A 23,272-nucleotide genomic window follows, 5' to 3' on the forward strand; every position below is an offset into this window, starting at 1 on the left:
TCCTTAGCCTAACTGCGAAGGTGCCGATCTTGTGGTGATATGCATCGGTTGGCGCTCCTATGGCCCTGCGGCAAGGCGGTTTTCGATCGAGTTGATGAGGATGCGCCGGCTGCACGGCGAGTGCGCCTCTTGCGGCTGCCGGAGCTAAGTCGGCCGGCCGAAACCAGACGTGGGTCTTTGCTTTATGCGCTGATGAAGTGTGTTGACCGTTCTCCACTGGTGGTGCTCTGTCGGAGAGCTTTACGGGGACGTCTGGAGTTCCCGGGTAGCTTCCTCGAGTTTTCTGAGCAGACGCTTCTGACTCCTCGGCAAGGTGCGCGCATAAACTGGTTCGACCATGGCGAGTCTGCCGCGAAAGCTCACGGCCAGTGTCCAACGCAATTTGCAACGCCCAGCCGGCATGGGCGTGACTTTGTAGACCTATTTCCGACCCTCTGAACTTGCTTCACCGTCCTGGAAACGACGCCGGCGACATGTAGGCAAGTCCACCGTTCGACTCATAGACGTCGACCCGGCTGGGCGGCGTGACGAACTTACGCCAACCTCCGCCCGCCACTGGTTCACCTGCTGCCTCCGCGAAGTTGTAAACACCCCGCGCGACTTCCTCCCCGAACTTGTAGTAGTCCCTCTCGTTGGTTTTCGATATCCACATTTGCTGAGGTTGCAACGTCACCTTGACGCTGCCGGGCGCCTCGGACTCGATCTTGGCAATAGCGCATGCCCACGCGACAGGTGTTTGGCACATATCGGTGAACGACGTTGCCATGCCATCGTCAGTCGACAAGCCACTAAGGACCGCGTCTGATACTTGCTTCGCATATGCCGTGCCGTCATAGGGGGGCGACGAGGTGCCGCCGGGTGCTGCTGACCTGCTCGGGTCGGCCGCGCAACCGGTGAGCGCCAAGAGCAAAACCGCGATGAAGTGCCACCTCATGCACCGAAACCCTATAGCTAGCGTTTCCCGGTCGAGGCCAAATAGATGATACGAGGGGGACTCTAATCTGCGTGTCAGCTCGGCGAATTGGCTGAAAAGCACGCGCGATTGAGGCATGGCTGTGCGTCTCTGCTTTCGCACCATTCATGCACCTGGTCGCGGTTCTCAAGCGCGTCCGTTGCTATGCGTAGGAAGCGGCTATCGTTGTGGCCGGCGCACGCCGACAGCGGCTACGTCGCGGTAAACCAGTGGGACAGCCGAACGCGGCCCACACCCTCACGCGGATCTGGCTCAAGCTGGCCAAGGCGACCGGTGTGCGTTCGCACCGGCTGCACGATGCCCGCCACTCCCGCGGGACTGCGCTGCTCGGGCACGCTGACGCCTCTATCACTGCCCGCCTCTACGCCCACAGCCAGGACGACGCGCTCCGCTCCGCTGGACAGAGTTTGGCGCAGTTGTGACATCGTCGTCACGCTGAACGCAGTTTCGCGGGGCAGCCGATCGAGGGTGTTGCGATAAACCGCAGGTGAAAGCTGGTTTCTCCCTGTGCCCCCGGCAGGATTCGAACCTGCGGCCTTCTGCTCCGGAGGCAGACGCTCTATCCCCTGAGCTACGGGGGCGCACGAACAGCATGTTGCGCCATAGGGCATAAACAAGCCCCGCCAGAGTAGCGCATCCCGGTGACCGCCCGACCACCGGTAATGGATTCGAAGCCAACGCGCCCCAGCCAATAGGATGGACGCTCGTGACCCCCGCCGACCTCGCTGAGCTGCTCAAAAACACCGCCACCGCGGTGTTGGCCGAGCATGGCCTCGACGTGTCGTCGTTGCCGGCGACGGTCACCGTGGAGCGCCCGCGCAACCCCGAGCACGGTGACTACGCCTCCAACTTGGCCTTGCAGCTGGGCAAGAAGGTCGGCGCAAACCCGCGTGAGCTGGCCGGATGGCTCGCCGGCGCGCTCGCCCAGACCGACGGCATCGCCGCAGCCGAAGTGGCCGGACCGGGTTTCATCAACATGCGCCTGGAGACCTCGGCCCAGGCCAAGATCGTCAACGACGTCATCGACGCCGGCGCAGGCTACGGCCACTCCGACGCCCTGAAGGCCCTAAAGGTCAACCTGGAGTTCGTCTCGGCCAATCCGACCGGACCCATCCACATCGGCGGCACCCGCTGGGCCGCCGTCGGCGACGCACTCGGCCGGTTACTGACGACGCAGGGCGCCGACGTTATCCGCGAGTATTACTTCAACGACCACGGCGCGCAGATCGACCGCTTCGCTCAATCCCTGGTTGCCTCAGCGAAAGGCGAGCCCCCTCCCGCCGACGGCTACGCAGGCACCTACATCACCGAGATCGCCGCGCAGGTACTGCAGAAGGCGCCCGAGGCGCTGGACCTGCCCGACGGCGAGATGCTCGAAACGTTCCGGGAAATAGGCGTCGATTTGATGTTCGCCCACATCAAGGACTCGCTGCACGAGTTCGGCACCGACTTCGACGTCTACACCCACGAAGACTCGATGCACACCAGCGGCCGGGTCGAGCAGGCGATCAACAAGTTACGCGAAACCGGCAATATCTACGAGAAGGACGGCGCAACTTGGTTGCGCAGCAGCGCTTTTGGTGACGACAAGGACCGCGTCGTGATCAAGAGCGACGGCATTCCGGCCTACATCGCCGGGGATCTGGCGTACTACCTGGACAAGCGGGAGCGCGGCTTCGACCTGTGCATCTACATGCTCGGTGCCGACCACCACGGCTACATCGCCCGGCTCAAAGCGGCCGCCGCCGCGTTCGGTGAGGACCCGGCCACGGTCGAGGTGCTGATCGGGCAGATGGTCAACCTGGTGCGCGACGGTCAGCCGGTCAAGATGAGCAAGCGCGCGGGCACCGTGATCACCCTTGACGACCTGGTCGAGGCGATCGGCGTGGACGCCGCGCGTTACAGCCTGATTCGTTCCTCGGTGGACACCCCGATCGACATCGACCTGGCGCTGTGGTCGTCGGCGTCGAACGAAAACCCGGTCTATTACGTGCAGTACGCCCACGCTCGGCTTTCGGCGCTGGCCCGTAACGCCGCCGAACTCGGCCTGATCCCCGACACGGCGCACCTCGAGCTCCTCGGTCACGACAAAGAGGGCACGCTGCTGCGCACCATCGGCGAGTTCCCGCGGGTATTGAAAACGGCTGCGTCGCTGCGAGAACCGCACCGCGTCTGCCGCTACCTGGAAGACCTCGCGGGCGACTATCACCGGTTCTACGACTCGTGCCGGGTGCTGCCGCAGGGTGACGAGCAGCCGACCGACCTGCACACCGCGCGGCTGGCGCTGTGCCAGGCCACCCGCCAGGTCATCGCCAACGGACTGGCCATCCTCGGAGTCAGCGCGCCGGAGAGAATGTGAACGTCCATCCCGCCGGACCCCGGCACGCCGAGGATGCCCGGCACGCAGGTAGCCCGCCCCGCCCGCAGTCAGCCGAGGAGTTGCTGCGCCTGGCGCCAAATGTCTGGCCGCGCAGCACTTCTCGTAACGAAAGCGGAGTGGCTTCGATCGCCGGGGTCACGGTCACCGACCTCGCGCAGCAGTACGGGACCCCGCTGTTCGTCGTCGACGAGGACGACTTCCGCTTCCGCTGCCAAGAGACCGCCGCGGCCTTCGGCGGGGGAGCCAACGTGCACTACGCCGCCAAGGCATTTCTGTGCAGTGAGATAGCCCGCTGGATCGAGGAAGAGGGCCTGTCCCTGGACGTGTGCACCGGTGGCGAATTGGCCGTTGCTCTGCACGCTGACTTTCCGCCGGAGCGAATCACGTTGCACGGCAACAATAAATCGGTTGCCGAGCTGACCGCGGCGGTAAAAGCCGGTGTCGGGCACATCGTGCTGGACTCGGTGACCGAGATCGAACGGCTCGACACTATCGCCGGCGAGGCGGGCATTGTGCAGGACGTGTTCGTGCGTCTCACGGTCGGTGTCGAGGCCCACACCCACGAGTTCATCTCCACCGCGCACGAAGACCAGAAGTTCGGCCTGTCGGTCGCCAGCGGCGCGGCCATGGCCGCGGTGCGGCAGGTGTTTGCCGCCGACCACCTGCGCCTGGTCGGCCTGCACAGCCACATCGGGTCCCAGATCTTCGACGTCGCCGGCTTCGAGATCGCCGCACACCGGGTCATCGGGCTGCTGCGCGACATCGTCGCGGAATTCGGGGTCGACAAGACCGCGCAGGTGTCAACGATGGATCTCGGTGGGGGACTGGGCATCTCGTACCAACCGTCCGACGATCCGCCGCCCATCGCCGACCTGGCGGCCAAGCTGAGCGCCATCGTCGGCCACGAGTCCGGCGCCGTCGGACTGCCCACGCCCAGGCTGGTGGTCGAACCCGGCCGCGCCATCGCTGGACCGGGCACCATCACGCTGTACGAGGTCGGCACCGTCAAGGACGTCGACGTGAGCTCGACCGCGCACCGCCGCTATGTCAGCGTCGACGGTGGCATGAGCGACAACATCCGTACTGCCCTCTACGACGCGCAGTACGACGTGCGGATGGTGTCCCGCCTGTCCGACGCGCCCGCCACCGCGGCCCGTCTGGTCGGAAAGCACTGCGAGACCGGCGATATCGTCGTTCGCGACACCTGGGTGCCGGACGACATCCGGCCCGGTGACCTCGTTGCCGTGGCCGCGACCGGCGCCTACTGCTATTCCTTGTCGAGCCGTTACAACATGGTGTGCCGTCCCGCCGTGGTGGCCGTGCGTGACGGAAAGTCCCGGCTGATCCTGCGCCGCGAGACGGTCGACGACCTGCTGAGTTTGGAAGTGAGGTGACCGTGCCCGATAACGAGAAAGTCGTAGGCGTAGCGGTACTCGGGTTGGGCGTAGTCGGCAGTGAGGTCGTACGCATCATCGAGGAGAGTGCCGAGGATCTGGCGGGCCGCATCGGCGCCCCGCTGGTGCTGCGCGGCGTCGGGGTGCGCCGAGTGGCCGAGGACCGCGGGGTGCCCGTCGAACTGCTCACCGACGACATCGATGAACTCGTCTCCCGCGACGACGTCGACATCGTCGTCGAAGTGATGGGCCCGGTCGAACCGGCCCGCAAGGCGATCCTGGCCGCGATCGAACACGGCAAGTCCGTGGTGACGGCGAACAAGGCATTGCTGTCCACGTCAACCGGAGAATTGGCCAAGGCCGCCGAAACCGCCGTCGTGGACCTGTATTTCGAGGCAGCGGTCGCCGGGGCGATCCCGGTGATCCGCCCGCTGACCCAATCGCTGGCCGGGGACACGGTGTTACGGGTGGCCGGCATCGTCAACGGCACCACCAACTACATCCTGTCCGAGATGGGCAGCACCGGAGCCGATTACCAGCAGGCGCTGGCCGATGCGAGTGCGCTCGGCTACGCCGAAGCCGACCCCACCGCCGACGTCGAAGGTTATGACGCCGCGGCCAAGGCGGCGATCCTGGCATCCATCGCCTTTCACACCCGGGTGACCGCCGACGACGTGTACCGCGAGGGCATCACCAAGATCACCCCGGCGGACTTCGAGTCCGCGAAATCCCTGGGCTGCACCATCAAACTGCTGTCCATCTGCGAGCGCATCACCACCGACGAAGGCCAACAACGCGTTTCGGCGCGGGTCTACCCGGCGTTGGTGCCGCTGGACCATCCGCTGGCCTCGGTGAACGGAGCGTTCAACGCGGTCGTGGTGGAGGCCGAGGCGGCCGGACGGCTGATGTTCTACGGGCAGGGGGCCGGTGGTGCGCCCACCGCCTCGGCGGTCACCGGCGACCTGGTGATGGCCGCCCGTAACCGGGTGCTGGGCAGTCGCGGGCCGCGTGAATCCAAGTACGCCCAACTTCCGGTGGCGCCAATGGGTTTCATCGCCACCCGCTACTACGTCAGCATGAACGTCGCCGACAAGCCCGGCGTGCTGTCGGCGGTGGCCGCGGAATTCGCCAAGCGCGAAGTGAGCATCGCCGAGGTCCGTCAGGAAGGCGTGACCGACGACGGCGGTCAACGGATCGGGGCCCGCATCGTCGTGGTCACCCACCAGGCAACCGACGCCGCACTGTCGGAAACCGTTGAGGCGCTTGCCGACCTGGACGTGGTACAGGGAGTGGCAAGCGTGTTGAGACTGGAAGGAACGGACCTATGAGCCGGACGGTCGTCCACCAACCCTGGCCGGGGTTGATCGCGGCCTACCGGGACCGACTCCCGGTGGGCGACGACTGGACCCCGGTCACTCTGTTCGAGGGCGGTACCCCGCTGATCCCGGCGCCCCGGTTGTCCGAAAGAACCGGTTGCACTATCCATTTGAAGGTCGAAGGCCTCAACCCCACCGGCTCCTTCAAGGACCGCGGCATGACGATGGCCGTCACCGACGCGCTGGCCCGCGGCCAGCAAGTGGTGCTGTGCGCGTCCACCGGCAACACCTCGGCATCGGCCGCGGCATATGCCGCCCGGGCCGGCATCACCTGCGCGGTGCTGATCCCGCAGGGCAAGATCGCGATGGGCAAGCTGGCGCAGGCGGTCATGCACGGCGCCAAGATCATCCAGATCGACGGCAATTTCGACGACTGCCTGGAACTGGCCCGCAAGATGACCTCCGACTTCCCGACCATCTCGCTGGTCAACTCGGTCAACCCGGTGCGTATCGAAGGCCAGAAGACTGCGGCGTTCGAGATCGTCGATGCGCTGGGCGTCGCGCCGGACGTGCACGCACTGCCGGTCGGCAACGCGGGCAACATCACCGCGTACTGGAAGGGTTACACCGAATACCACCGCGACGGGGTGATCGATCGGCTGCCGAGGATGCTGGGCACCCAGGCCGCCGGTGCGGCGCCGCTGGTGCACGGCGAGCCGGTCAAGAATCCGGAGACCATCGCCACCGCCATTCGCATCGGCGCCCCAGCGTCGTGGACGGCCGCCGTGGAAGCCCAGCAGCAATCCGACGGCCGGTTCCTGGCGGCCACCGACGAGGAGATCCTGGCCGCATACCACCTGGTGGCCAGCCTCGAAGGCGTCTTCGTCGAGCCTGCGTCGGCGGCCAGCATCGCCGGTCTGCTCAAGTCTGTCGAGGACGGTTGGGTGCCGCGCGGCTCGACAGTGGTGTGCACCGTGACCGGAAACGGCCTCAAGGACCCCGACACCGCCCTCAAGGACATGCCGGCGGTGTCTCCGCTACCGGTCGATCCGGTCCTGGTGGTCGAACAACTGGGGCTCGGATAGCGGTGACGAAGACGCTGCCCGCGGGGTTGGTTGCGAGCGCCGTAGTCTCGGCGTCCAGCGCCAACCTCGGCCCGGGTTTCGACAGTCTGGGCATGGCGTTGAGCCTGTGCGACGAAATCGTGCTCGAGACAACGGATTCGGGCCTGGAGGTGACCGTCGAGGGCGAAGGTGCCGGTCAAGTGCCGCTGGGTCCCGAGCATCTGGTGGTACGCGCCGTTCAGCGCGGCCTGCAGGCCACCGGTTTCCGTGCCGACGGGCTGGTGGTGCGCTGCCGCAACGACATTCCGCATTCCCGGGGTCTGGGTTCCTCGGCGGCGGCTGTGGTGAGTGGCCTCGCCGCAGTCAACGGCCTTGTTGCCCAGACAGATTCGCCACCGCTCAGTGAAGTTCAGTTGATTCAGCTGGCCTCGGAGTTCGAAGGGCATCCCGACAACGCGGCGGCCGCGGTGCTGGGTGGCGCGGTGGTTTCCTGGGCGGACCACCGCGGTGACCGGACTACCTACTCCGCGGTGCCGCTGCGCCTGCATCCCGATATCCATCTGTTCGCTGCCATCCCCGAGGAGCGATCGTCGACCGCGGAAACGCGAGTCCTGTTGCCCGCCCAGGTCAGCCACGAGGATGCGCGGTTCAACGTCAGTCGCGTCGCATTGCTGGTGGTCGCGCTCACCGAACGGCCCGATCTGTTGATGGCTGCCACCGAAGATGTTCTCCACCAACCGCAACGCGCTCCCGCGATGTCGTCGTCGGCGGAATATTTGCAGCTGCTGCGACGTCATAACATTGCGACAACCCTGTCCGGGGCCGGGCCGTCGCTCATCGCGCTCGGCACCAAACCGGAGTTACCAGGTGAAGCGGTCGAATACGGGGCCGCAAACGGATTCGTCATCAAGAAGATGACGGCGGGCGACGGAGTTCGCTGGAAGCCGGGTGTCACGGTCGCAGGATGATCCACAGTGCGGCGGCGGGTTTTCTTGCTTCCCGCCAGGAAGCGGGCTATTCTCGGAGCCGTCCAGCAATCGCAGCATCTGCATCCATACTGCCTTGACGCTAGGACAACCACCAATTCTTCTCGTGATTCGTCGCCAATCCTGGCGATCACCGTTTCAGAGTCGATGATTGGGCGCACTCGGCACTTGCCTGAATAATCGTCCGATGCAGGAAACCCCCGCTTGACGTGAGCAGCGGGGCAAGAAAGGAAATCCGTGACTGATACGGACCTCATCACGGCTGGCGAAAGCGCCGACGGCGGAAAGCTGTCGGACGTCGTGACCACAGACTCTCCAGAGGTCAAGAGCAACGCGCCGGGCGGGTCGCTAGCCACCATGGTGCTGCCCGAATTGCGCGCTCTGGCCAATCAAGCCGGTGTCAAAGGGACATCGGGCATGCGCAAGAACGAGTTGATCGCTGCGATCAAGGAAAGCCGGGGACAGGCCAACGGCACGTCGTCGGAACCGCCGGCCGCCAAGGCCGCGCCGGAAGCCGACCAGGCCGATGCGCCGCGCCAGAAGGACGCCACCGACACCGCCACGGCGCAGACGGCGCCGCCGGCCGAAGGCGCCGTGCAGGACGAGCAGAAGAACGACGCACCGCGGCGGGAGCGTCGCGGCGCCTCCCGCGACGCTGGAGCGGCCGCCAGCAAAGAGAACGGCGACGACACTTCCACCGGTCAGCGCGACCAGAAACCGCCGAAGAACGAGGAGCGCTCGTCGGATTCGGGCAACGACCAGAACGGTGACCAGCAGGGCAACAACCAGCGGGGCGGCGACGACGACGGCGACGGGCGTCAGGGTCGCCGGGGCCGCCGGTTCCGGGACCGCAGGCGCCGTGGGGAGCGCACCGGCGAAGGCGGGGGCGGGGAAACCGAGCTGCGCGAAGACGACGTCGTCCAGCCCGTGGCCGGCATCCTCGACGTCCTGGACAACTACGCCTTCGTGCGCACCTCGGGCTACCTGGCCGGTCCGCACGACGTCTACGTCTCCATGAACATGGTGCGCAAGAACGGCCTCCGGCGCGGTGACGCGGTCACCGGCGCGGTTCGGGTGCCCAAAGAAGGCGAGCAGCCCAACCAGCGGCAGAAGTTCAACCCGCTTGTCCGCCTGGACAGCATCAACGGCGGCTCCATCGAGGACGCCAAGAAGCGTCCCGACTTCAGCAAGTTGACGCCGCTGTACCCCAACCAGCGACTGCGCCTGGAAACCACGCCCGACCGGTTGACCACCCGGGTGATCGACCTGATCATGCCGATCGGCAAGGGTCAGCGCGCGCTGATCGTGTCGCCGCCCAAAGCGGGCAAGACGACCATCCTGCAGGACATCGCCAACGCGATCACCCGCAACAACCCGGAATGCCACCTGATGGTCGTGCTCGTCGACGAGCGGCCTGAAGAGGTCACCGACATGACCCGCTCGGTCAAGGGCGAGGTCATCGCCTCGACCTTCGACCGGCCGCCGTCAGATCACACCTCAGTCGCCGAGCTGGCCATCGAGCGCGCCAAGCGCCTGGTGGAACAGGGCAAGGACGTCGTGGTGCTGCTGGACTCCATCACCCGGCTGGGCCGCGCGTACAACAACGCCTCGCCGGCGTCGGGCCGCATCCTGTCCGGTGGTGTCGACTCCACCGCGCTGTACCCGCCCAAGCGGTTCCTGGGTGCCGCCCGCAACATCGAGGAAGGCGGGTCGCTGACCATCATCGCCACCGCGATGGTCGAGACCGGCTCCACCGGTGACACCGTCATCTTCGAGGAGTTCAAGGGCACCGGTAACGCCGAGCTCAAGCTGGACCGCAAGATCTCCGAGCGCCGGGTGTTCCCGGCGGTCGACGTGAACCCGTCCGGCACCCGTAAGGACGAGCTGCTGCTCTCGCCGGACGAGTTCGGCATCGTGCACAAGCTGCGCCGGGTGCTCTCGGGTCTGGACTCCCACCAGGCCATCGACCTGTTGATGTCGCAGCTGCGCAAGACCAAGACGAACTATGAGTTCCTGGTCCAGGTGTCCAAGACGACACCGGGCAACATGGACAACGACTGACCCGGCAGGAATACCGGCCTTGCCCCCACTGTTTTGGGGAGCAGGGAGTTGACCTGGCATAATGGGCGCTCGACCAGCGAAGAGGACAGCATGAAAACTGACATTCACCCCGCCTACGAGGAGACCACAGTCCACTGTGGTTGCGGCAACACGTTCACCACCCGCAGCACCAAGCCGGGTGGCCGGATCGTGGCCGAGGTCTGCTCGCAGTGCCACCCGTTCTACACCGGTAAGCAGAAGATCCTCGACAGCGGCGGACGCGTGGCCCGCTTCGAGAAGCGTTACGGCAAGCGCAACAAGACCGAGGCCGGCGACAAGTAGCTGGCTCACCGACGCCCGAACTGTGCACCACGAGCGCAGGCCGGGCGTCGGTTCGCGTTCGGGGCAGGGACCGCTTGAGGAGGTGAGATGACGCAGCCGGTGAAGACGATTGACGTCCTGCTCGCCGAGCACGCGGAGCTCGAGCGGGCGTTGGCCGATCCCGAACTGCACAGCAAAGCCGACGAGGCGCGCAAAGTGGGCCGCCGGTTCGCCCGGGTGGCCCCGATCGTCGCGACCCACCGCAAACTGGTGTCCGCACGCGAGGATCTGGAGACCGCGCGCGAGCTGGCCGCTGACGACGCGTCGTTCGCCGACGAGGTCCCCGAGTTGGAGGCCCGGGTCGCCGAACTCGACACCCAACTCACTGACATGCTGGCACCGCGCGACCCGCACGACGCCGACGACATCGTGCTCGAGGTGAAATCCGGTGAGGGCGGCGAGGAATCGGCACTGTTCGCCGCCGACCTGGCCCGGATGTACATCCGCTACGCCGAACGGCACGGGTGGACGGTGACGGTGTTGGGGGAGACCACGTCGGATCTGGGTGGCTACAAGGATGCGACGCTGGCCATCGCCAGCAAGGGCGACAGCGCGGACGGCGTCTGGTCACGGTTGAAGTTCGAAGGCGGCGTGCATCGCGTGCAGCGCGTGCCGGTGACGGAATCGCAAGGGCGCGTGCATACTTCGGCAGCCGGAGTGCTGGTCTATCCGGAGCCCGAAGAAGTCGGCGAGGTGCAGATCGACGAGTCAGATCTGCGCATCGACGTGTACCGGTCGTCGGGCAAGGGCGGCCAGGGCGTCAACACCACCGACTCCGCGGTGCGGATCACCCACCTGCCCACCGGCATCGTCGTCACCTGCCAGAACGAACGCTCCCAGTTGCAGAACAAGACCCGAGCGTTGCAGGTGCTGGCCGCGCGCCTGCAAGTGCTGGCCGAGGAACAGGCGCTTGCTGACGCCTCCGCCGATCGGGCCAGCCAGATCCGCACGGTGGACCGCAGCGAACGCATCCGGACCTACAACTTCCCGGAGAACCGGATCACCGACCACCGGATTGGCTTCAAGTCCCACAATCTCGACCAGGTTCTCGACGGCGACCTCGACGCGTTGTTCGATGCGCTGAGCGAGGCCGACAAACAGTCCCGGCTGCAACAGGCGACATGAACTCGCTGCGGCAGGCAATCGATTGCGCTACGACGCTGTTGGCCGAAGCGGGAATCGATTCTGCGCGTTGCGATGCCGAGCAACTGGCCGCACACATCGCCGGCACCGACCGCGGCCGGCTGGCCCTGCTCGAGGCCCCGAGCGGGGAGTTCTTCGGACGCTATGACGACGCCGTCGCCGCCCGGTCGCGCCGCGTGCCGTTGCAGCATCTGATCGGAACCGTGGCATTCGGCCCCACGCTGCTGCACGTGGGTCCGGGTGTGTTCATTCCGCGACCGGAGACTGAGGCGATGTTGGAATGGGCGATGGCGCAACCACTTCCGGAGCGTCCGGTGATCGTCGACGCGTGCACCGGATCCGGCGCGCTGGCGGTTGCGCTGGCCCGGCACCGGCCAGCGGCGCGGGTGATCGGTATCGACGACTCCGAGGCGGCCCTGACCTACGCACGACGCAATGCAGAAGGTGCCAACGTGGAATTGGTGCACGCGGACGTCGGTGCGCAGGGACTGCTACCCGAATTGGACGGACAGGTGGACCTGTTCGTCGCGAATCCGCCCTACGTGCCGGATGACGCTGTGCTGGAACCCGAAGTCGCGCAGCACGATCCGCACCACGCGGTATTCGGTGGACCGGACGGCATGGCGGTGATCCACGACGTCGTCGGCCTCGCCGGCCGGTGGCTGCGGTCGGATGGGCTGTTCGCCGTCGAGCATGACGACACCACGTCGGCGTCGACGGTCGAATGCATCGACAGCACAGACCTTTTCGACGACATCGTGGCACGGAACGATCTGACCGGCCGGCCGCGGTTCGTCACCGCCCGCAGGAGGCCAAGGTGAGCGACGTCTTCGACTGCGCCGACCCGGACCAGCGCGCGCGCGGCATCACCGCCGCGGTGGACGCGCTCAAATCCGGTCGCCTGGTCGTGATGCCGACCGACACCGTGTACGGCATCGGTGCCGATGCGTTCGATCGCGGCGCGGTGGATGCGCTGCTCGCGGCCAAGGGCCGGGGCCGCGACATGCCAGTCGGCGTTCTGGTCGGATCCTGGCACACCATCGAGGGCCTGGTGTACGGCATGCCCGACGGCGCACGCGACCTGGTGCGCGCGTTCTGGCCGGGGGCGCTGAGCCTGGTGGTGAAGCAGGCTCCCTCGCTGCAATGGGATCTCGGCGACGCGTACGGCACCGTGATGCTGCGGATGCCGTTGCACCCGGTGGCCATCGAGTTGCTGCGCGAAGTCGGACCGATGGCGGTGTCCAGCGCCAACATCTCCGGTCAACCTGCCGCCGGCGACGTCGACGAGGCGCGCCGCCAACTCGGCGACCTCGTCGACGTATACCTCGACGGTGGACCCGCCGCACAGCAGGCCGCGTCCACAATCCTCGACCTGAGTGGGAACACCCCACGCATCCTGCGTGAAGGGCCGGTCAGCGTTGCGCGGATAGCCGAGGTGCTCGGCGTCGACGCCGAGATCCTCGCCGGCGACTCGCCCAACGTGTAACCACTGCGAAATTCTCGGTCGATTTTCGCAGTCATTGCACGCTCGACGAAGGCGAACCCGGGTCGCATGCACCGGCACACGTTCGGCGAGCGAAAGGCCGCGGCACGAGACTCAGGTTGGTGACGTAGCCTCTCGTGGTGTCCAGCGACGTGACCAGCCTTGCCGGTGGTTTGCTCGCTCTTGCGCCGCGGACCGCCGGCGTTCCACTACGTGAGTTGGCCCTGGTCGGCCTGACCGCGGCGATCATCACCTACTTCGCGACCGGGCCGGTACGCGTGCTGGCCACCCGTCTGGGCGCGGTCGCCTATCCGCGCGAACGCGACGTGCACGTGACGCCCACTCCCCGGATGGGCGGGCTGGCGATGTTCCTCGGCGTGGTCGCCGCGGTGTTCCTGGCCTCTCAGTTGCCGGCTCTCACCCGCGGATTCGTCTATTCCACCGGCATGCCCGCGGTGCTGGTCGCCGGCGCGGTGATCATGGGTATCGGCCTGATCGACGACCGCTGGGGCCTGGACGCGCTGACGAAGTTCGCTGGGCAGATCACCGCCGCCAGCGTGCTGGTCACCATGGGCGTCGCCTGGAGCGTCCTCTACATCCCGGTCGGCGGCGTCGGGACCATCGTGCTGGATCAGGCCTCCTCGATCCTGCTCACCTTGGCGCTGACCGTGTCGATCGTCAACGCGATGAACTTCGTCGACGGCCTGGACGGGCTGGCCGCCGGACTGGGGCTCATCACCGCGCTGGCCATCTGCGTGTTCTCGGTGGGCCTGCTGCGCGACCACGGCGGCGACGTGCTCTATTACCCGCCGGCGGTGATCTCGGTCGTTCTCGCAGGTGCCTGCCTGGGCTTCCTGCCGCACAACTTCCACCGTGCCCGGATCTTCATGGGCGATTCCGGGTCGATGCTGATCGGCCTGATGCTGGCTGCGGCGTCCACCACCGCCGCCGGTCCGATCTCCCAGAACGCCTACGGCGCCCGCGACGTGTTTGCTCTGCTGTCACCGTTCCTGCTGGTGGTGGCGGTCATGTTCGTGCCGATGCTGGATCTGCTGCTGGCGATCGTGCGACGCACCCGGGCGGGCCGCAGCGCGTTCACACCCGACAAGATGCATCTGCACCACCGGTTGCTGCAGATCGGGCATTCGCATCGACGGGTGGTCCTGCTCATCTACTTGTGGGTGGGCATCGTCGCATTCGGCGCCGCCAGCACCATCTTCTTCGACCCGCGGCACACCGCTGCGGTGATGCTGGGCGCGATCGTCGTCGCCGGTATCGCGACGGTGATTCCGTTGTTGCGGCGCCGCGACGACTACTGGGACGAGGACTGAGACCGACTACGACAGCCGGTAGTAGCTGTCGCTACTTTGTGATACGGTGCTGGTAGAACCCCGAAATAACCATCGCGGGTTGCCGGCCCCCCGGCCTGTCGGATGTGTATCCGGCCGCGCCGCTCGACGACCGACACAGGGAGCTACCCCTTGGGAAAGTCCAGCGCGAGCCTTGCGATACGCTCGGCGGGCCACGAATCAGCAAGTGATGTGGTTCACGCTCCATCAACCCGGGATTGAGGTGCTGCAGTGACGACACCAGCGCAGGACGCGCCGTTGGTGTTTCCCGCTGTTGCTTTCCGCCCCGTGCGCCTCTTCGTCATCAGCCTGGTCCTGACGGCGGTCGCGACGGCGATAGCCGGCTACGTGGGCAACCCGATGGTCGGGGTGTACTTGGGCGTCGGGTTGCTGCTGGGTTTGCTCAACGCTCTTCTGGTGCGGCGTTCGGTGGAGTCGATCACCGCGCGCGACCATCCGCTGAAGAGGTCGATGGCGATCAACTCGGCGTCCCGAGTCGCGGTCATCACCATCCTGGCCCTGATCATCGCATTCATCTTCCGCCCCGAAGGACTGGGCGTGGTGTTCGGACTGGCGATCTTCCAGCTGCTGCTGGTGGCATCGACCGCGCTGCCGGTGTGGAAGAAGCTGCGGACCGCAAACCTGAATGAGCAGCATGAAACGCCGCCGAGCGGGGTATTGACCGGATCGGAACGGACTGAGGAAAGGGGCACCGGTGATGACTGAGTCGATCTTGGCCGCCGCCCAGATCGAGGTCGGCGAGCACCACACGGCCAAATGGCTGGGCTTGACCGTCAATACCGACACCATTTACTCGACGGCTATCGCCGCGGTAATCGTGCTTGCGTTGGCGTTCTGGTTGAAGTCGAAGGTCACCTCCAGTGATGTTCCGGGCGGCGTGCAGCTGTTCTTCGAGGCCGTCACCATCCAGATGCGCAACCAGGTCGAGTCCGCTATTGGGATGCGGGTCGCCCCCTTCGTGCTGCCGCTCGCGGTGACAATCTTCGTCTTTATCTTGATTTCGAACTGGCTCTCGGTCCTTCCGCTGCAGTACAAAGACGGTGAAAAGCCGACCGAGTGGCTCTCGGCAGCGGCATCGGACATCAACTACGTGCTGGCGCTAGCCCTCTTCGTCTTCGTTTGCTATCACGCCGCAGGGATCTGGCGGCGCGGCATCATCGGCCACCCGGTCAAGGTGCTCAAGGGGCACGTGGCAATCCTGGCGCCGATCAACGTCGTCGAAGAATTGGCCAAGCCGATCTCGTTGTCGCTGCGACTCTTTGGCAACATCTTCGCCGGCGGCATCCTGGTCGCACTGATTGCGATGTTCCCGCCCTACATCTTGTGGCTGCCCAACGCGATTTGGAAATCCTTCGACTTGTTCGTCGGCGCGATTCAGGCGTTCATCTTCGCGCTGTTGACAGTCCTGTACTTCAGTCAATCCATGGAACTGGACGAAGACCACCACTAGAAAAATCCTGGTAGACCGCTACCAGTTATCAAGGAGGAGAAACAATGCCAGCAGCTCCCGAAATTCTTCAGGGCGCCCTTATCGGCGGTGGGCTCATCATGGCCGGCGGCGCCATCGGCGCGGGTATCGGCGATGGTATCGCCGGTAACGCACTGATCGCCGGTGTTGCGCGCCAGCCCGAGGCGCAGGGACGGCTGTTCACGCCGTTCTTCATCACCGTCGGTCTGGTCGAGGCCGCCTACTTCATCAACCTGGCCTTCATGGCGTTGTTCGTCTTTGCCACTCCAGGTGCCCAGTAATCGTTGTGATGGGTCCTGAAGGCGAAGTGCGCCTTCTTGCTTCGGCTGTCGACCTCGTAGCAGAAGGCCAGAAGAACTTCCTCATCCCGAACGGCACCTTCTTCTTCGTGCTGGCCATCTTCCTGGTGGTGTTGGGCGTGATCAGCACCTTTGTCGTGCCGCCGATACTGAGAGTGCTTCGGGAACGCGACGCGATGGTCTCGAAGACGCAGGCCGACAACAAGAAGTCGTCCGAGCAATTCGCCGCCGCCGACGCCGACTACGAGGAAGCGCTGAAGGAGGCCCGGGTCCAGGCGGGATCCTATCGGGACGACGCCAGGACCGAAGGTCGCAAGGTCATCGACGAGGCGCGCTCGGAAGCCGAGCGGCATGTGGCAGACACGTTGGCGCAGGCCAACGAGCAACTGAAGCGGGAGCGCGACGCCGTGGAAATGGATCTGCGCGCCAACGTCGGTTCCATGTCGGCAACGCTGGCCAGTCGGATCGTCGGCGTCGAGATCACTCCTACAGCTACGACTTCAGAAGCGACTAGGTAGCCAATACATGTCGACATTTATCGGACAGCTGATCGGATTCGTTGCCATCGTGCTGCTCGTCTGGCGTTACGTCGTGCCGCCGGTGCGCCGGATGATGAAAGACCGGCAAGAGATGGTGCGTCAGCAGCTGAAAGACTCGAAAGAGGCGGCCGAGCGCCTCGAGCGGTCCGAACGCGCGCACACCAGGGCGGTGGAATCGGCCAAAGACGAGTCCGAGCGGCTCATCGAAGAAGCCAAAGCCGACTCCGAACGCATCGCCGAACAGCTGCAGGCGCAGGCCGAGTCCGACGCCGAACGCGTCAAAGCGCAGGGCAGCCGACAGATCGGTGTGCTTCGGGCACAGATGATCCGGCAGCTCCGTCTGGAACTCGGGCACGAATCGGTGCGTCAGGCAAGGGAATTGGTGCAGAACTTCGTCGCCGACGAGCAGCAGCAGGCCTCCACCGTCGACCGCTTCCTCGACGAACTCGACGACATGGCGCCCGAGCCGAGCGACGTGCAGTCCCCGGTGGCGGCCAAGATGCGCTCCGCCAGCCGGCTGGCCCTGAAGAACTCCGTGGACAAGTTCGAGTCGCTCGCCAAGGACCTCGACAAGAAAGGCCTGACGACGCTGGCCGACGAGCTCGTCTCGGTGGCCAAGTTGCTCGGCCGCGAAGCGGTCGTACTCCGGTATCTGAGTGTGCCGTCCGAGGATTCGGCGCCGCGCGTCCAGCTCGTCGAGCGACTGTTCGACGGCAAGGTCGGTGACCCCACTCTGGAGCTGCTCCGTGCGGCGGTGTCCGAACGCTGGTCGGCCAACGACGATCTGGTCGACGCGATCGAGCAGGTGTCCCGGCAGGCGTTGCTCGCGGTCGCCGAAAACGACGACAAGATCGACGAGGTCGAAGACCAGCTGTTCCGGTTCTCCCGGATCCTCGACACTCAGCCGCGGCTGGCCATCCTGCTCGGGGATCAGCGAACCCCGGTCGAAGGTCGGGCCGAGTTGCTGCGCAAGGTGCTCGACAGCGCCAGCGGCCGCGTCAATGCCGTCACCTCCGCGCTGTTGTCGCACACCATTGAGCTGTTGAGAGGCAAGCCGGCCGACGAGGCGGTGCTGTTCCTGGCTGAGGTGGCGGTGGCGCGCCGCGGCGAACTGGTCGCGCAGGTCACCGCAGCGGCCGAACTCAGCGATGCGCAGAACCAGCGGCTCGTGGAAGTGCTGAGCCGCATCTACGGGCACCCGGTTGCCGTGCAACTGCAGATCGACAAGGAGCTGCTGGGCGGACTGTTGATCACCGTCGGTGACGAGGTCATCGACGGCACGCTCAAGTCTCGTCTTGCCGCCGCCGAGGCGCAGCTACCGGACTAACCGCCCAGCCCGACCGAAGACACGAACTAGTCAGAACCCAAGTAGGAAGACGAAACGTTATGGCCGACTTGACAATCTCCGCCGACGACATCCAGAGCGCGATCGAGGAGTACGTAAGTTCGTTCACTTCCGACACCTCTCGCGAGGAGGTCGGCACTGTCGTCGATGCCGGTGACGGTATCGCCCACGTCGAGGGATTGCCGTCGGCGATGACCCAGGAACTGCTCGAGTTCGAGGGCGGTGTGCTGGGGGTGGCCCTCAACCTGGACGAGCACGACATCGGCGCGGTCATCCTGGGTGACTTCGAGCAGATCGAAGAGGGCCAGCAGGTCAAGCGGACCGGCGACGTGCTGTCGGTGCCGGTCGGGGACGGCTTCCTGGGCCGCGTGGTGAACCCGCTCGGGCAGCCGATCGACGGCGGCGGCGACATCGACACCGACGACCGGCGGGCTCTGGAGTTGCAGGCGCCCTCGGTGGTGCAGCGGCAGGGCGTGAAGGAGCCGTTGCAGACCGGGATCAAGGCCATCGATGCGATGACTCCCATCGGCCGTGGGCAGCGTCAGCTGATCATCGGCGACCGCAAGACGGGCAAGACCGCGGTGTGCGTCGACACCATCCTCAACCAGCGCAAGAACTGGGAGACCGACGACGAGAAGCTCCAGGTTCGCTGCGTCTACGTGGCGATCGGGCAGAAGGGCACCACGATCGCCGCGGTCCGCCAAGCGCTGGAAGAGGGCGGCGCGATGGACTACACCACCATCGTCGCGGCTCCTGCCTCGGAATCGGCCGGCTTCAAATGGCTTGCGCCGTACACGGGTTCGGCGATCGCGCAGCACTGGATGTACCAGGGCAAGCACGTACTGATCGTGTTCGACGACCTGACCAAGCACGCCGACGCCTACCGGGCCATCTCGCTACTGCTACGCCGCCCGCCCGGCCGTGAGGCGTTCCCGGGTGACGTGTTCTACCTGCATTCGCGGCTGCTGGAACGTTGCGCGAAGCTGTCCGACGATCTCGGTGGTGGGTCGCTGACCGCCCTGCCGGTGATCGAGACCAAGGCCAACGACATCTCGGCCTACATCCCGACCAACGTCATCTCGATCACCGACGGCCAGTGCTTCCTGGAGTCCGACCTGTTCAACCAGGGTGTCCGACCGGCTATCAACGTGGGTAGCTCGGTGTCCCGCGTCGGTGGTGCGGCTCAGATCAAGGCGATGAAAGAGGTGGCCGGCTCGCTGCGGCTGGACCTTTCGCAGTACCGCGAACTGGAGTCCTTCGCCGCCTTCGCCTCCGACCTCGACGACACGTCGAAGAAGCAGCTGGCCCGGGGTGAGCGCCTGGTGGAGCTACTCAAGCAACCTCAGTACGAGCCGATGCCCGTTGAGCAGCAAGTGGTTTCGATCTTCCTGGGCACTGGCGGTCAGATCGACTCGGTGCCGGTACAGGACGTGAAGCGGTTCGAAGCCGAGTTGCTGGACCACATGCGCGCGTCGGAAGAGTCGTTCCTGGAAGGCATCCGCTCGAGCGGCAAGTTCGGTGACGACGAAGAAGAAAAGCTCACCGCGATCATCAAGAAGTTCAAGAAGGGCTTCGCGGCCAGCGATGGCGAATCGGTGGTGCCTGACGAACACGTCGAGGCGATGGACGAGGACGACGTAGAGAAGGAGTCGGTCAAGGTCCGGAAGGAAAAGCCGAAGGAAGAGAAGAAGGATTCCAAGGACTCGTCCGGCAAGGCGACCAAGAAGGAATCGGTGGACTCCAAGAAAAACAAGAAGTAGCGGACAATGGCTGCCACACTTCGCGAACTCCGCGGCCGGATCCGCTCGGCGGGTTCGATCAAGAAGATCACCAAGGCCCAGGAACTGATTGCCACGTCGCGCATCGGCAAGGCGCAGTCCCGGCTGCAGGCCGCCCGGCCATACGCCTTCCAGATCACCTCCACGCTTCTCACGTTGTCCGCCGAAGCCGCCCTCGACCACCCGCTACTGGTGGAGCGGGAGAACCCGAAAAAGGCTGGCGTGCTGGTGTTGTCGTCTGACCGTGGCCTGTGCGGCGCCTACAACTCCAGCATCTTCCGTCGCTCGGAAGAGCTGTTCTCGCTCCTGCGCGAGGAAGGTAAGCAGCCGGTTCTCTTCACTGTCGGCCGCAAAGCGCAGAACTACTACTCGTTCCGGAACTGGGACATTCAACAGTCCTGGTCGGGTTTCTCCGAGCAGCCCCAGTACGAGAACGCCGCTGAGATCGGCGACACGCTGGTCGACGCCTTCATGAAGGGCACCGGCGAGGAATACGACGATTCCGGCATCGAGGTCGACAGTGATGTGCAGGGCGTCGACGAATTGCACATCGTCTATTCGGAATTCAAGTCGATGATGTCGCAATCGGCTGCCGCGCACCGGATCGCGCCGCTGGTCGTCGAATACGTCGGAGACGATGACGACGACGAACCGCACACCCTGTATTCCTTCGAGCCGGACGCCACCACGCTGTTCGACGCACTGTTGCCGCGGTACCTGACCACTCGGGTGTATGCGGCGCTGCTGGAATCGGCGGCCTCCGAACTGGCTTCGCGCCAGCGTGCGATGAAGTCGGCCACCGACAACGCCGACGACCTCATCAAGGACCTGACGCTGCAGGCGAACCGTGAGCGGCAGGCCCAGATCACCCAAGAGATCAGCGAAATCGTCGGTGGCGCCAACGCGCTCGCCGACGCCGCCAAGTAAGCACCACGAGGAAGCGATAGACATATGGCAGCTACATCAGACACGACAGAGAAGTCCGGCAAGAAGTCGAACGGCTCCGACACCAACGGTCGCGTGGTCCGTATCACCGGACCCGTTGTCGACGTCGAGTTTCCGCGTGGTTCCGTGCCGGAGCTGTTCAACGCGTTGCACGCCGACATCACCTACGAGTCGATGAAGAAGACCTTGACTCTCGAGGTGGCTCAGCACCTCGGTGACAACCTGGTCCGTGCCATCTCGATGCAGCCCACCGACGGACTGGTGCGCGGCGTCGACGTCACCGACACCGGCAAGTCGATCTCGGTCCCGGTGGGTGAGGAAGTCAAGGGCCACGTCTTCAACGCGCTGGGCACGTGCCTGGACGAGGAGGGGTACGGAGAAGACTTCGACCACTGGTCGATCCACCGCAAGCCGCCGACCTTCGAAGACCTGGAGCCTCGCACCGAGATGCTCGAGACCGGTCTGAAAGTCGTGGACCTGCTCACGCCGTACGTGCGTGGTGGCAAGATCGCACTGTTCGGCGGTGCCGGCGTGGGCAAGACCGTGTTGATCCAGGAGATGATCAACCGCATCGCCCGAAACTTCGGTGGTACTTCGGTTTTCGCCGGTGTGGGCGAGCGCACCCGTGAGGGCAACGACCTGTGGGTCGAGCTCAAGGAAGCCGACGTGCTCAAGGACACCGCGCTGGTGTTCGGTCAGATGGACGAGCCGCCCGGCACCCGTATGCGGGTGGCGTTGTCGGCGCTGACCATGGCGGAGTGGTTCCGCGACGAAGCCGGCCAGGACGTGCTGCTGTTCATCGACAACATCTTCCGGTTCACCCAGGCCGGTTCGGAGGTCTCCACGCTGCTCGGCCGGATGCCGTCCGCGGTGGGTTACCAGCCGACGCTGGCGGACGAGATGGGTGAGCTGCAGGAGCGCATCACTTCCACGCGAGGCAAGTCGATTACGTCCATGCAGGCCGTCTACGTGCCCGCCGACGACTACACCGACCCGGCACCGGCGACCACCTTCGCGCACCTGGACGCCACCACCGAGCTGTCGCGGTCGGTGTTCTCCAAGGGCATCTTCCCCGCGGTGGACCCGCTGGCCTCGAGCTCGACCATTCTGGACCCCAGCGTCGTCGGCGACGAGCACTACCGCGTGGCGCAGGAGGTCATCCGAATCCTGCAGCGCTACAAGGACCTTCAGGACATCATCGCCATCCTCGGTGTCGACGAGCTGTCGGAGGAGGACAAGCAGCTGGTCAACCGCGCGCGGCGCATCGAGCGGTTCCTGTCGCAGAACATGATGGCCGCCGAGCAGTTCACCGGCCAGCCCGGTTCGACGGTGCCGGTCAAGGAGACCATCGAGGCCTTCGACAAGCTGACCAAGGGTGATTTCGACCACGTGCCCGAGCAGGCCTTCTTCCTGATCGGTGGACTCGACGACCTGGCCAAGAAGGCCGAGACCTTCGACGTCAAGCTGTGAGGCGTGCGGTCCTGACTCGAAAGATATGGAAGGTGGTGTGGCATGGCTGAATTGAACGTGCAGATCGTCGCGGTCGACCGTGAGATCTGGTCGGGGGAAGCGACGTTTCTGTTCACCCGCACCACCGTCGGGGAGATCGGCATCCTGCCGCACCACATCCCCCTGGTCGCGCAGCTGGTCGACGACGCCATGGTCCGGGTGGAACGGGAAGGCGAAGACGACCTGCGGATCGCAGTGGACGGCGGCTTCTTGACGGTGACCGAGGACGGCGTCAGTGTCCTCGCGGAATCGGCCGAGTTCGAGAAGGACATCGACGAGAGTTCGGCCAGGCAGGATTCCGAATCAGACGATCCCGCAACCGCCGCCCGGGGCCGCGCCAGATTGCGCGCCATCGGCGCGATCGACTGATCCGTAGGATGAGCGCGCCCATGGTCGGCATGGTCGTGCTCGTTGTCCTGCTGGGTGCGGCTGTTCTGGCCCTGAGTTTCCGGCTGTGGAAACTGCGTCAGGGAGGAATGGCGGCCATCATGCGCGACATCCCCGCGGTGGGTGGTCATGGCTGGCGGCACGGGGTGATCCGTTATCGCGGTGGCGAAGCCGCGTTCTATCGACTGTCCAGTCTGCGGTTGTGGCCTGATCGCCGGCTGAGCAGGCGCGGAGTGGAGGTCGTGGGCAGGCGTGCGCCCCGCGGCGACGAATTCGACATCATGAGCGGTGAGATCGTGGTGCTGGAACTGCGCGACACCACCCAGGAGCGTCGGCTGGGATATGAAATCGCCTTGGACAGAGGCGCTTTGACGGCTTTTCAGTCATGGTTGGAGTCTCGGCCGTCACCCCGCGCCCGTCGCCGCAGCGTCTAGCCCCCGAGCAGGGGGTCACCTTACCCTCGCGAGCAGAC

Annotated in this window: 23 protein-coding genes and 1 tRNA gene; 22 read left to right on the forward strand and 2 right to left on the reverse strand. The window is 65.3% G+C overall.

All coding sequences use genetic code 11. The annotated features are described in order from the left end of the window. Positions 1-445: 445 nt before the first annotated feature. Positions 446-934, reverse strand: coding sequence for a hypothetical protein (locus tag AC5Y4D_RS14895; protein ID WP_499941091.1), 489 nt, complete (start codon positions 932-934; stop codon positions 446-448). A 248-nt stretch (positions 935-1,182) separates the two neighbouring features. On the opposite strand from AC5Y4D_RS14895, the gene AC5Y4D_RS14900 reads away from it, so the two are divergent. Further along, positions 1,183-1,395: a hypothetical protein gene (locus tag AC5Y4D_RS14900; RefSeq protein WP_499941089.1), complete on the forward strand. Its 213-nt coding sequence runs from the start codon at positions 1,183-1,185 to the stop codon at positions 1,393-1,395. Positions 1,396-1,481: 86 nt separating this feature from the next. Here AC5Y4D_RS14900 and AC5Y4D_RS14905 read toward each other — a convergent pair. Further along, a tRNA-Arg gene (locus tag AC5Y4D_RS14905) sits at positions 1,482-1,554 on the reverse strand. 125 nt (positions 1,555-1,679) lie between these two features. On the opposite strand from AC5Y4D_RS14905, the gene argS reads away from it, so the two are divergent. The 21 genes from argS to AC5Y4D_RS15010 all read left to right on the forward strand — a co-directional run bounded on the left by argS (position 1,680) and on the right by AC5Y4D_RS15010 (position 23,234). Next, complete coding sequence (argS, locus tag AC5Y4D_RS14910) at positions 1,680-3,332, forward strand: arginine--tRNA ligase (protein ID WP_500037527.1); 1,653 nt, start codon at positions 1,680-1,682, stop codon at positions 3,330-3,332. 80 nt (positions 3,333-3,412) lie between these two features. Continuing rightward, complete coding sequence (gene lysA, locus AC5Y4D_RS14915) at positions 3,413-4,747, forward strand: diaminopimelate decarboxylase (protein WP_500037542.1); 1,335 nt, start codon at positions 3,413-3,415, stop codon at positions 4,745-4,747. Between the two features lie 2 nt (positions 4,748-4,749). Beyond that, on the forward strand, positions 4,750-6,075 hold the full coding sequence (locus AC5Y4D_RS14920) for a homoserine dehydrogenase (protein WP_500037543.1): 1,326 nt from the start codon (positions 4,750-4,752) through the stop codon (positions 6,073-6,075). Then, positions 6,072-7,148 carry a threonine synthase gene (gene thrC, locus AC5Y4D_RS14925; protein ID WP_499941086.1) on the forward strand — a complete coding sequence of 359 codons (1,077 nt, stop codon included), beginning with the start codon at positions 6,072-6,074 and terminating at the stop codon, positions 7,146-7,148. Before AC5Y4D_RS14920 ends, thrC begins: the two co-directional genes overlap by 4 nt. Positions 7,149-7,150: 2 nt before the next feature. Then, positions 7,151-8,095, forward strand: coding sequence for a homoserine kinase (gene thrB, locus AC5Y4D_RS14930; RefSeq protein WP_500037528.1), 945 nt, complete (start codon positions 7,151-7,153; stop codon positions 8,093-8,095). A 255-nt stretch (positions 8,096-8,350) separates the two neighbouring features. Further along, entirely contained in the window at positions 8,351-10,174 is a 1,824-nt protein-coding gene (gene rho, locus AC5Y4D_RS14935; protein WP_500037529.1) for a transcription termination factor Rho, read from the forward strand. Between the two features lie 90 nt (positions 10,175-10,264). After that, positions 10,265-10,495 carry a 50S ribosomal protein L31 gene (gene rpmE / locus AC5Y4D_RS14940; RefSeq protein WP_499941082.1) on the forward strand — a complete coding sequence of 77 codons (231 nt, stop codon included), beginning with the start codon at positions 10,265-10,267 and terminating at the stop codon, positions 10,493-10,495. Positions 10,496-10,582: 87 nt separating this feature from the next. Continuing rightward, a complete protein-coding gene (gene prfA / locus AC5Y4D_RS14945; RefSeq protein ID WP_499941080.1) occupies positions 10,583-11,659 on the forward strand; it encodes a peptide chain release factor 1 in 1,077 nt (358 codons plus the stop codon). Continuing rightward, on the forward strand, positions 11,656-12,498 hold the full coding sequence (gene prmC, locus AC5Y4D_RS14950; RefSeq protein WP_500037530.1) for a peptide chain release factor N(5)-glutamine methyltransferase: 843 nt from the start codon (positions 11,656-11,658) through the stop codon (positions 12,496-12,498). The genes prfA and prmC overlap by 4 nt, the downstream gene beginning before the upstream one ends. Continuing rightward, positions 12,495-13,163: an L-threonylcarbamoyladenylate synthase gene (locus AC5Y4D_RS14955; RefSeq protein ID WP_500037531.1), complete on the forward strand. Its 669-nt coding sequence runs from the start codon at positions 12,495-12,497 to the stop codon at positions 13,161-13,163. The genes prmC and AC5Y4D_RS14955 overlap by 4 nt, the downstream gene beginning before the upstream one ends. 134 nt (positions 13,164-13,297) lie before the next feature. Then, a complete protein-coding gene (gene rfe / locus AC5Y4D_RS14960; RefSeq protein WP_499941074.1) occupies positions 13,298-14,491 on the forward strand; it encodes a UDP-N-acetylglucosamine--decaprenyl-phosphate N-acetylglucosaminephosphotransferase in 1,194 nt (397 codons plus the stop codon). 249 nt (positions 14,492-14,740) lie between these two features. Further along, the gene (locus tag AC5Y4D_RS14965; RefSeq protein WP_500037532.1) at positions 14,741-15,235 is read left to right on the forward strand and encodes an ATP synthase subunit I; all 495 of its coding nucleotides are present in this window, start codon (positions 14,741-14,743) and stop codon (positions 15,233-15,235) included. After that, positions 15,228-15,980, forward strand: coding sequence for a F0F1 ATP synthase subunit A (atpB, locus tag AC5Y4D_RS14970; RefSeq protein ID WP_499941071.1), 753 nt, complete (start codon positions 15,228-15,230; stop codon positions 15,978-15,980). The genes AC5Y4D_RS14965 and atpB overlap by 8 nt, the downstream gene beginning before the upstream one ends. A gap of 44 nt (positions 15,981-16,024) precedes the next feature. Continuing rightward, on the forward strand, positions 16,025-16,279 hold the full coding sequence (locus tag AC5Y4D_RS14975) for a F0F1 ATP synthase subunit C (RefSeq protein WP_463826618.1): 255 nt from the start codon (positions 16,025-16,027) through the stop codon (positions 16,277-16,279). A gap of 8 nt (positions 16,280-16,287) precedes the next feature. Then, positions 16,288-16,815, forward strand: a complete 528-nt coding sequence (locus AC5Y4D_RS14980; protein ID WP_499941069.1) for a F0F1 ATP synthase subunit B — start codon at positions 16,288-16,290, stop codon at positions 16,813-16,815. Positions 16,816-16,822: 7 nt separating this feature from the next. After that, positions 16,823-18,163, forward strand: a complete 1,341-nt coding sequence (locus AC5Y4D_RS14985) for a F0F1 ATP synthase subunit B/delta (protein WP_500037533.1) — start codon at positions 16,823-16,825, stop codon at positions 18,161-18,163. Positions 18,164-18,222: 59 nt separating this feature from the next. Next, positions 18,223-19,941 (forward strand): F0F1 ATP synthase subunit alpha, encoded by a 1,719-nt coding sequence (gene atpA, locus AC5Y4D_RS14990; protein WP_499941065.1) that lies wholly within the window; start codon positions 18,223-18,225, stop codon positions 19,939-19,941. Between the two features lie 6 nt (positions 19,942-19,947). Beyond that, positions 19,948-20,886 (forward strand): F0F1 ATP synthase subunit gamma, encoded by a 939-nt coding sequence (locus AC5Y4D_RS14995; protein ID WP_499941064.1) that lies wholly within the window; start codon positions 19,948-19,950, stop codon positions 20,884-20,886. A gap of 24 nt (positions 20,887-20,910) precedes the next feature. Next, on the forward strand, positions 20,911-22,374 hold the full coding sequence (gene atpD / locus AC5Y4D_RS15000; protein WP_500037534.1) for a F0F1 ATP synthase subunit beta: 1,464 nt from the start codon (positions 20,911-20,913) through the stop codon (positions 22,372-22,374). A gap of 42 nt (positions 22,375-22,416) precedes the next feature. Beyond that, complete coding sequence (locus AC5Y4D_RS15005) at positions 22,417-22,782, forward strand: F0F1 ATP synthase subunit epsilon (protein WP_499941060.1); 366 nt, start codon at positions 22,417-22,419, stop codon at positions 22,780-22,782. 8 nt (positions 22,783-22,790) lie between these two features. Then, entirely contained in the window at positions 22,791-23,234 is a 444-nt protein-coding gene (locus AC5Y4D_RS15010) for a DUF2550 domain-containing protein (protein ID WP_500037535.1), read from the forward strand. Positions 23,235-23,272: the final 38 nt, after the last annotated feature.

It is taken from the genome of Mycobacterium sp. NGS67 (genome assembly GCF_059812185.1).

What these genes read in the sequence shown, in the direction of transcription:
- AC5Y4D_RS14895 (WP_499941091.1), bottom strand. Translation starts at nt 934, where the DNA reads ATGAGGTGGCACTTCATCGCGGTTTTGCTCTTGGCGCTCACCGGTTGC.
- thrC (WP_499941086.1), top strand. Translation starts at nt 6,072, where the DNA reads ATGAGCCGGACGGTCGTCCACCAACCCTGGCCGGGGTTGATCGCGGCC.
- rpmE (WP_499941082.1), top strand. Translation starts at nt 10,265, where the DNA reads ATGAAAACTGACATTCACCCCGCCTACGAGGAGACCACAGTCCACTGT.
- prfA (WP_499941080.1), top strand. Translation starts at nt 10,583, where the DNA reads ATGACGCAGCCGGTGAAGACGATTGACGTCCTGCTCGCCGAGCACGCG.
- prmC (WP_500037530.1), top strand. Translation starts at nt 11,656, where the DNA reads ATGAACTCGCTGCGGCAGGCAATCGATTGCGCTACGACGCTGTTGGCC.
- atpB (WP_499941071.1), top strand. Translation starts at nt 15,228, where the DNA reads ATGACTGAGTCGATCTTGGCCGCCGCCCAGATCGAGGTCGGCGAGCAC.
- AC5Y4D_RS14975 (WP_463826618.1), top strand. Translation starts at nt 16,025, where the DNA reads ATGCCAGCAGCTCCCGAAATTCTTCAGGGCGCCCTTATCGGCGGTGGG.
- AC5Y4D_RS14980 (WP_499941069.1), top strand. Translation starts at nt 16,288, where the DNA reads ATGGGTCCTGAAGGCGAAGTGCGCCTTCTTGCTTCGGCTGTCGACCTC.
- AC5Y4D_RS14985 (WP_500037533.1), top strand. Translation starts at nt 16,823, where the DNA reads ATGTCGACATTTATCGGACAGCTGATCGGATTCGTTGCCATCGTGCTG.
- atpA (WP_499941065.1), top strand. Translation starts at nt 18,223, where the DNA reads ATGGCCGACTTGACAATCTCCGCCGACGACATCCAGAGCGCGATCGAG.
- AC5Y4D_RS14995 (WP_499941064.1), top strand. Translation starts at nt 19,948, where the DNA reads ATGGCTGCCACACTTCGCGAACTCCGCGGCCGGATCCGCTCGGCGGGT.
- atpD (WP_500037534.1), top strand. Translation starts at nt 20,911, where the DNA reads ATGGCAGCTACATCAGACACGACAGAGAAGTCCGGCAAGAAGTCGAAC.
- AC5Y4D_RS15005 (WP_499941060.1), top strand. Translation starts at nt 22,417, where the DNA reads ATGGCTGAATTGAACGTGCAGATCGTCGCGGTCGACCGTGAGATCTGG.
- AC5Y4D_RS15010 (WP_500037535.1), top strand. Translation starts at nt 22,791, where the DNA reads ATGAGCGCGCCCATGGTCGGCATGGTCGTGCTCGTTGTCCTGCTGGGT.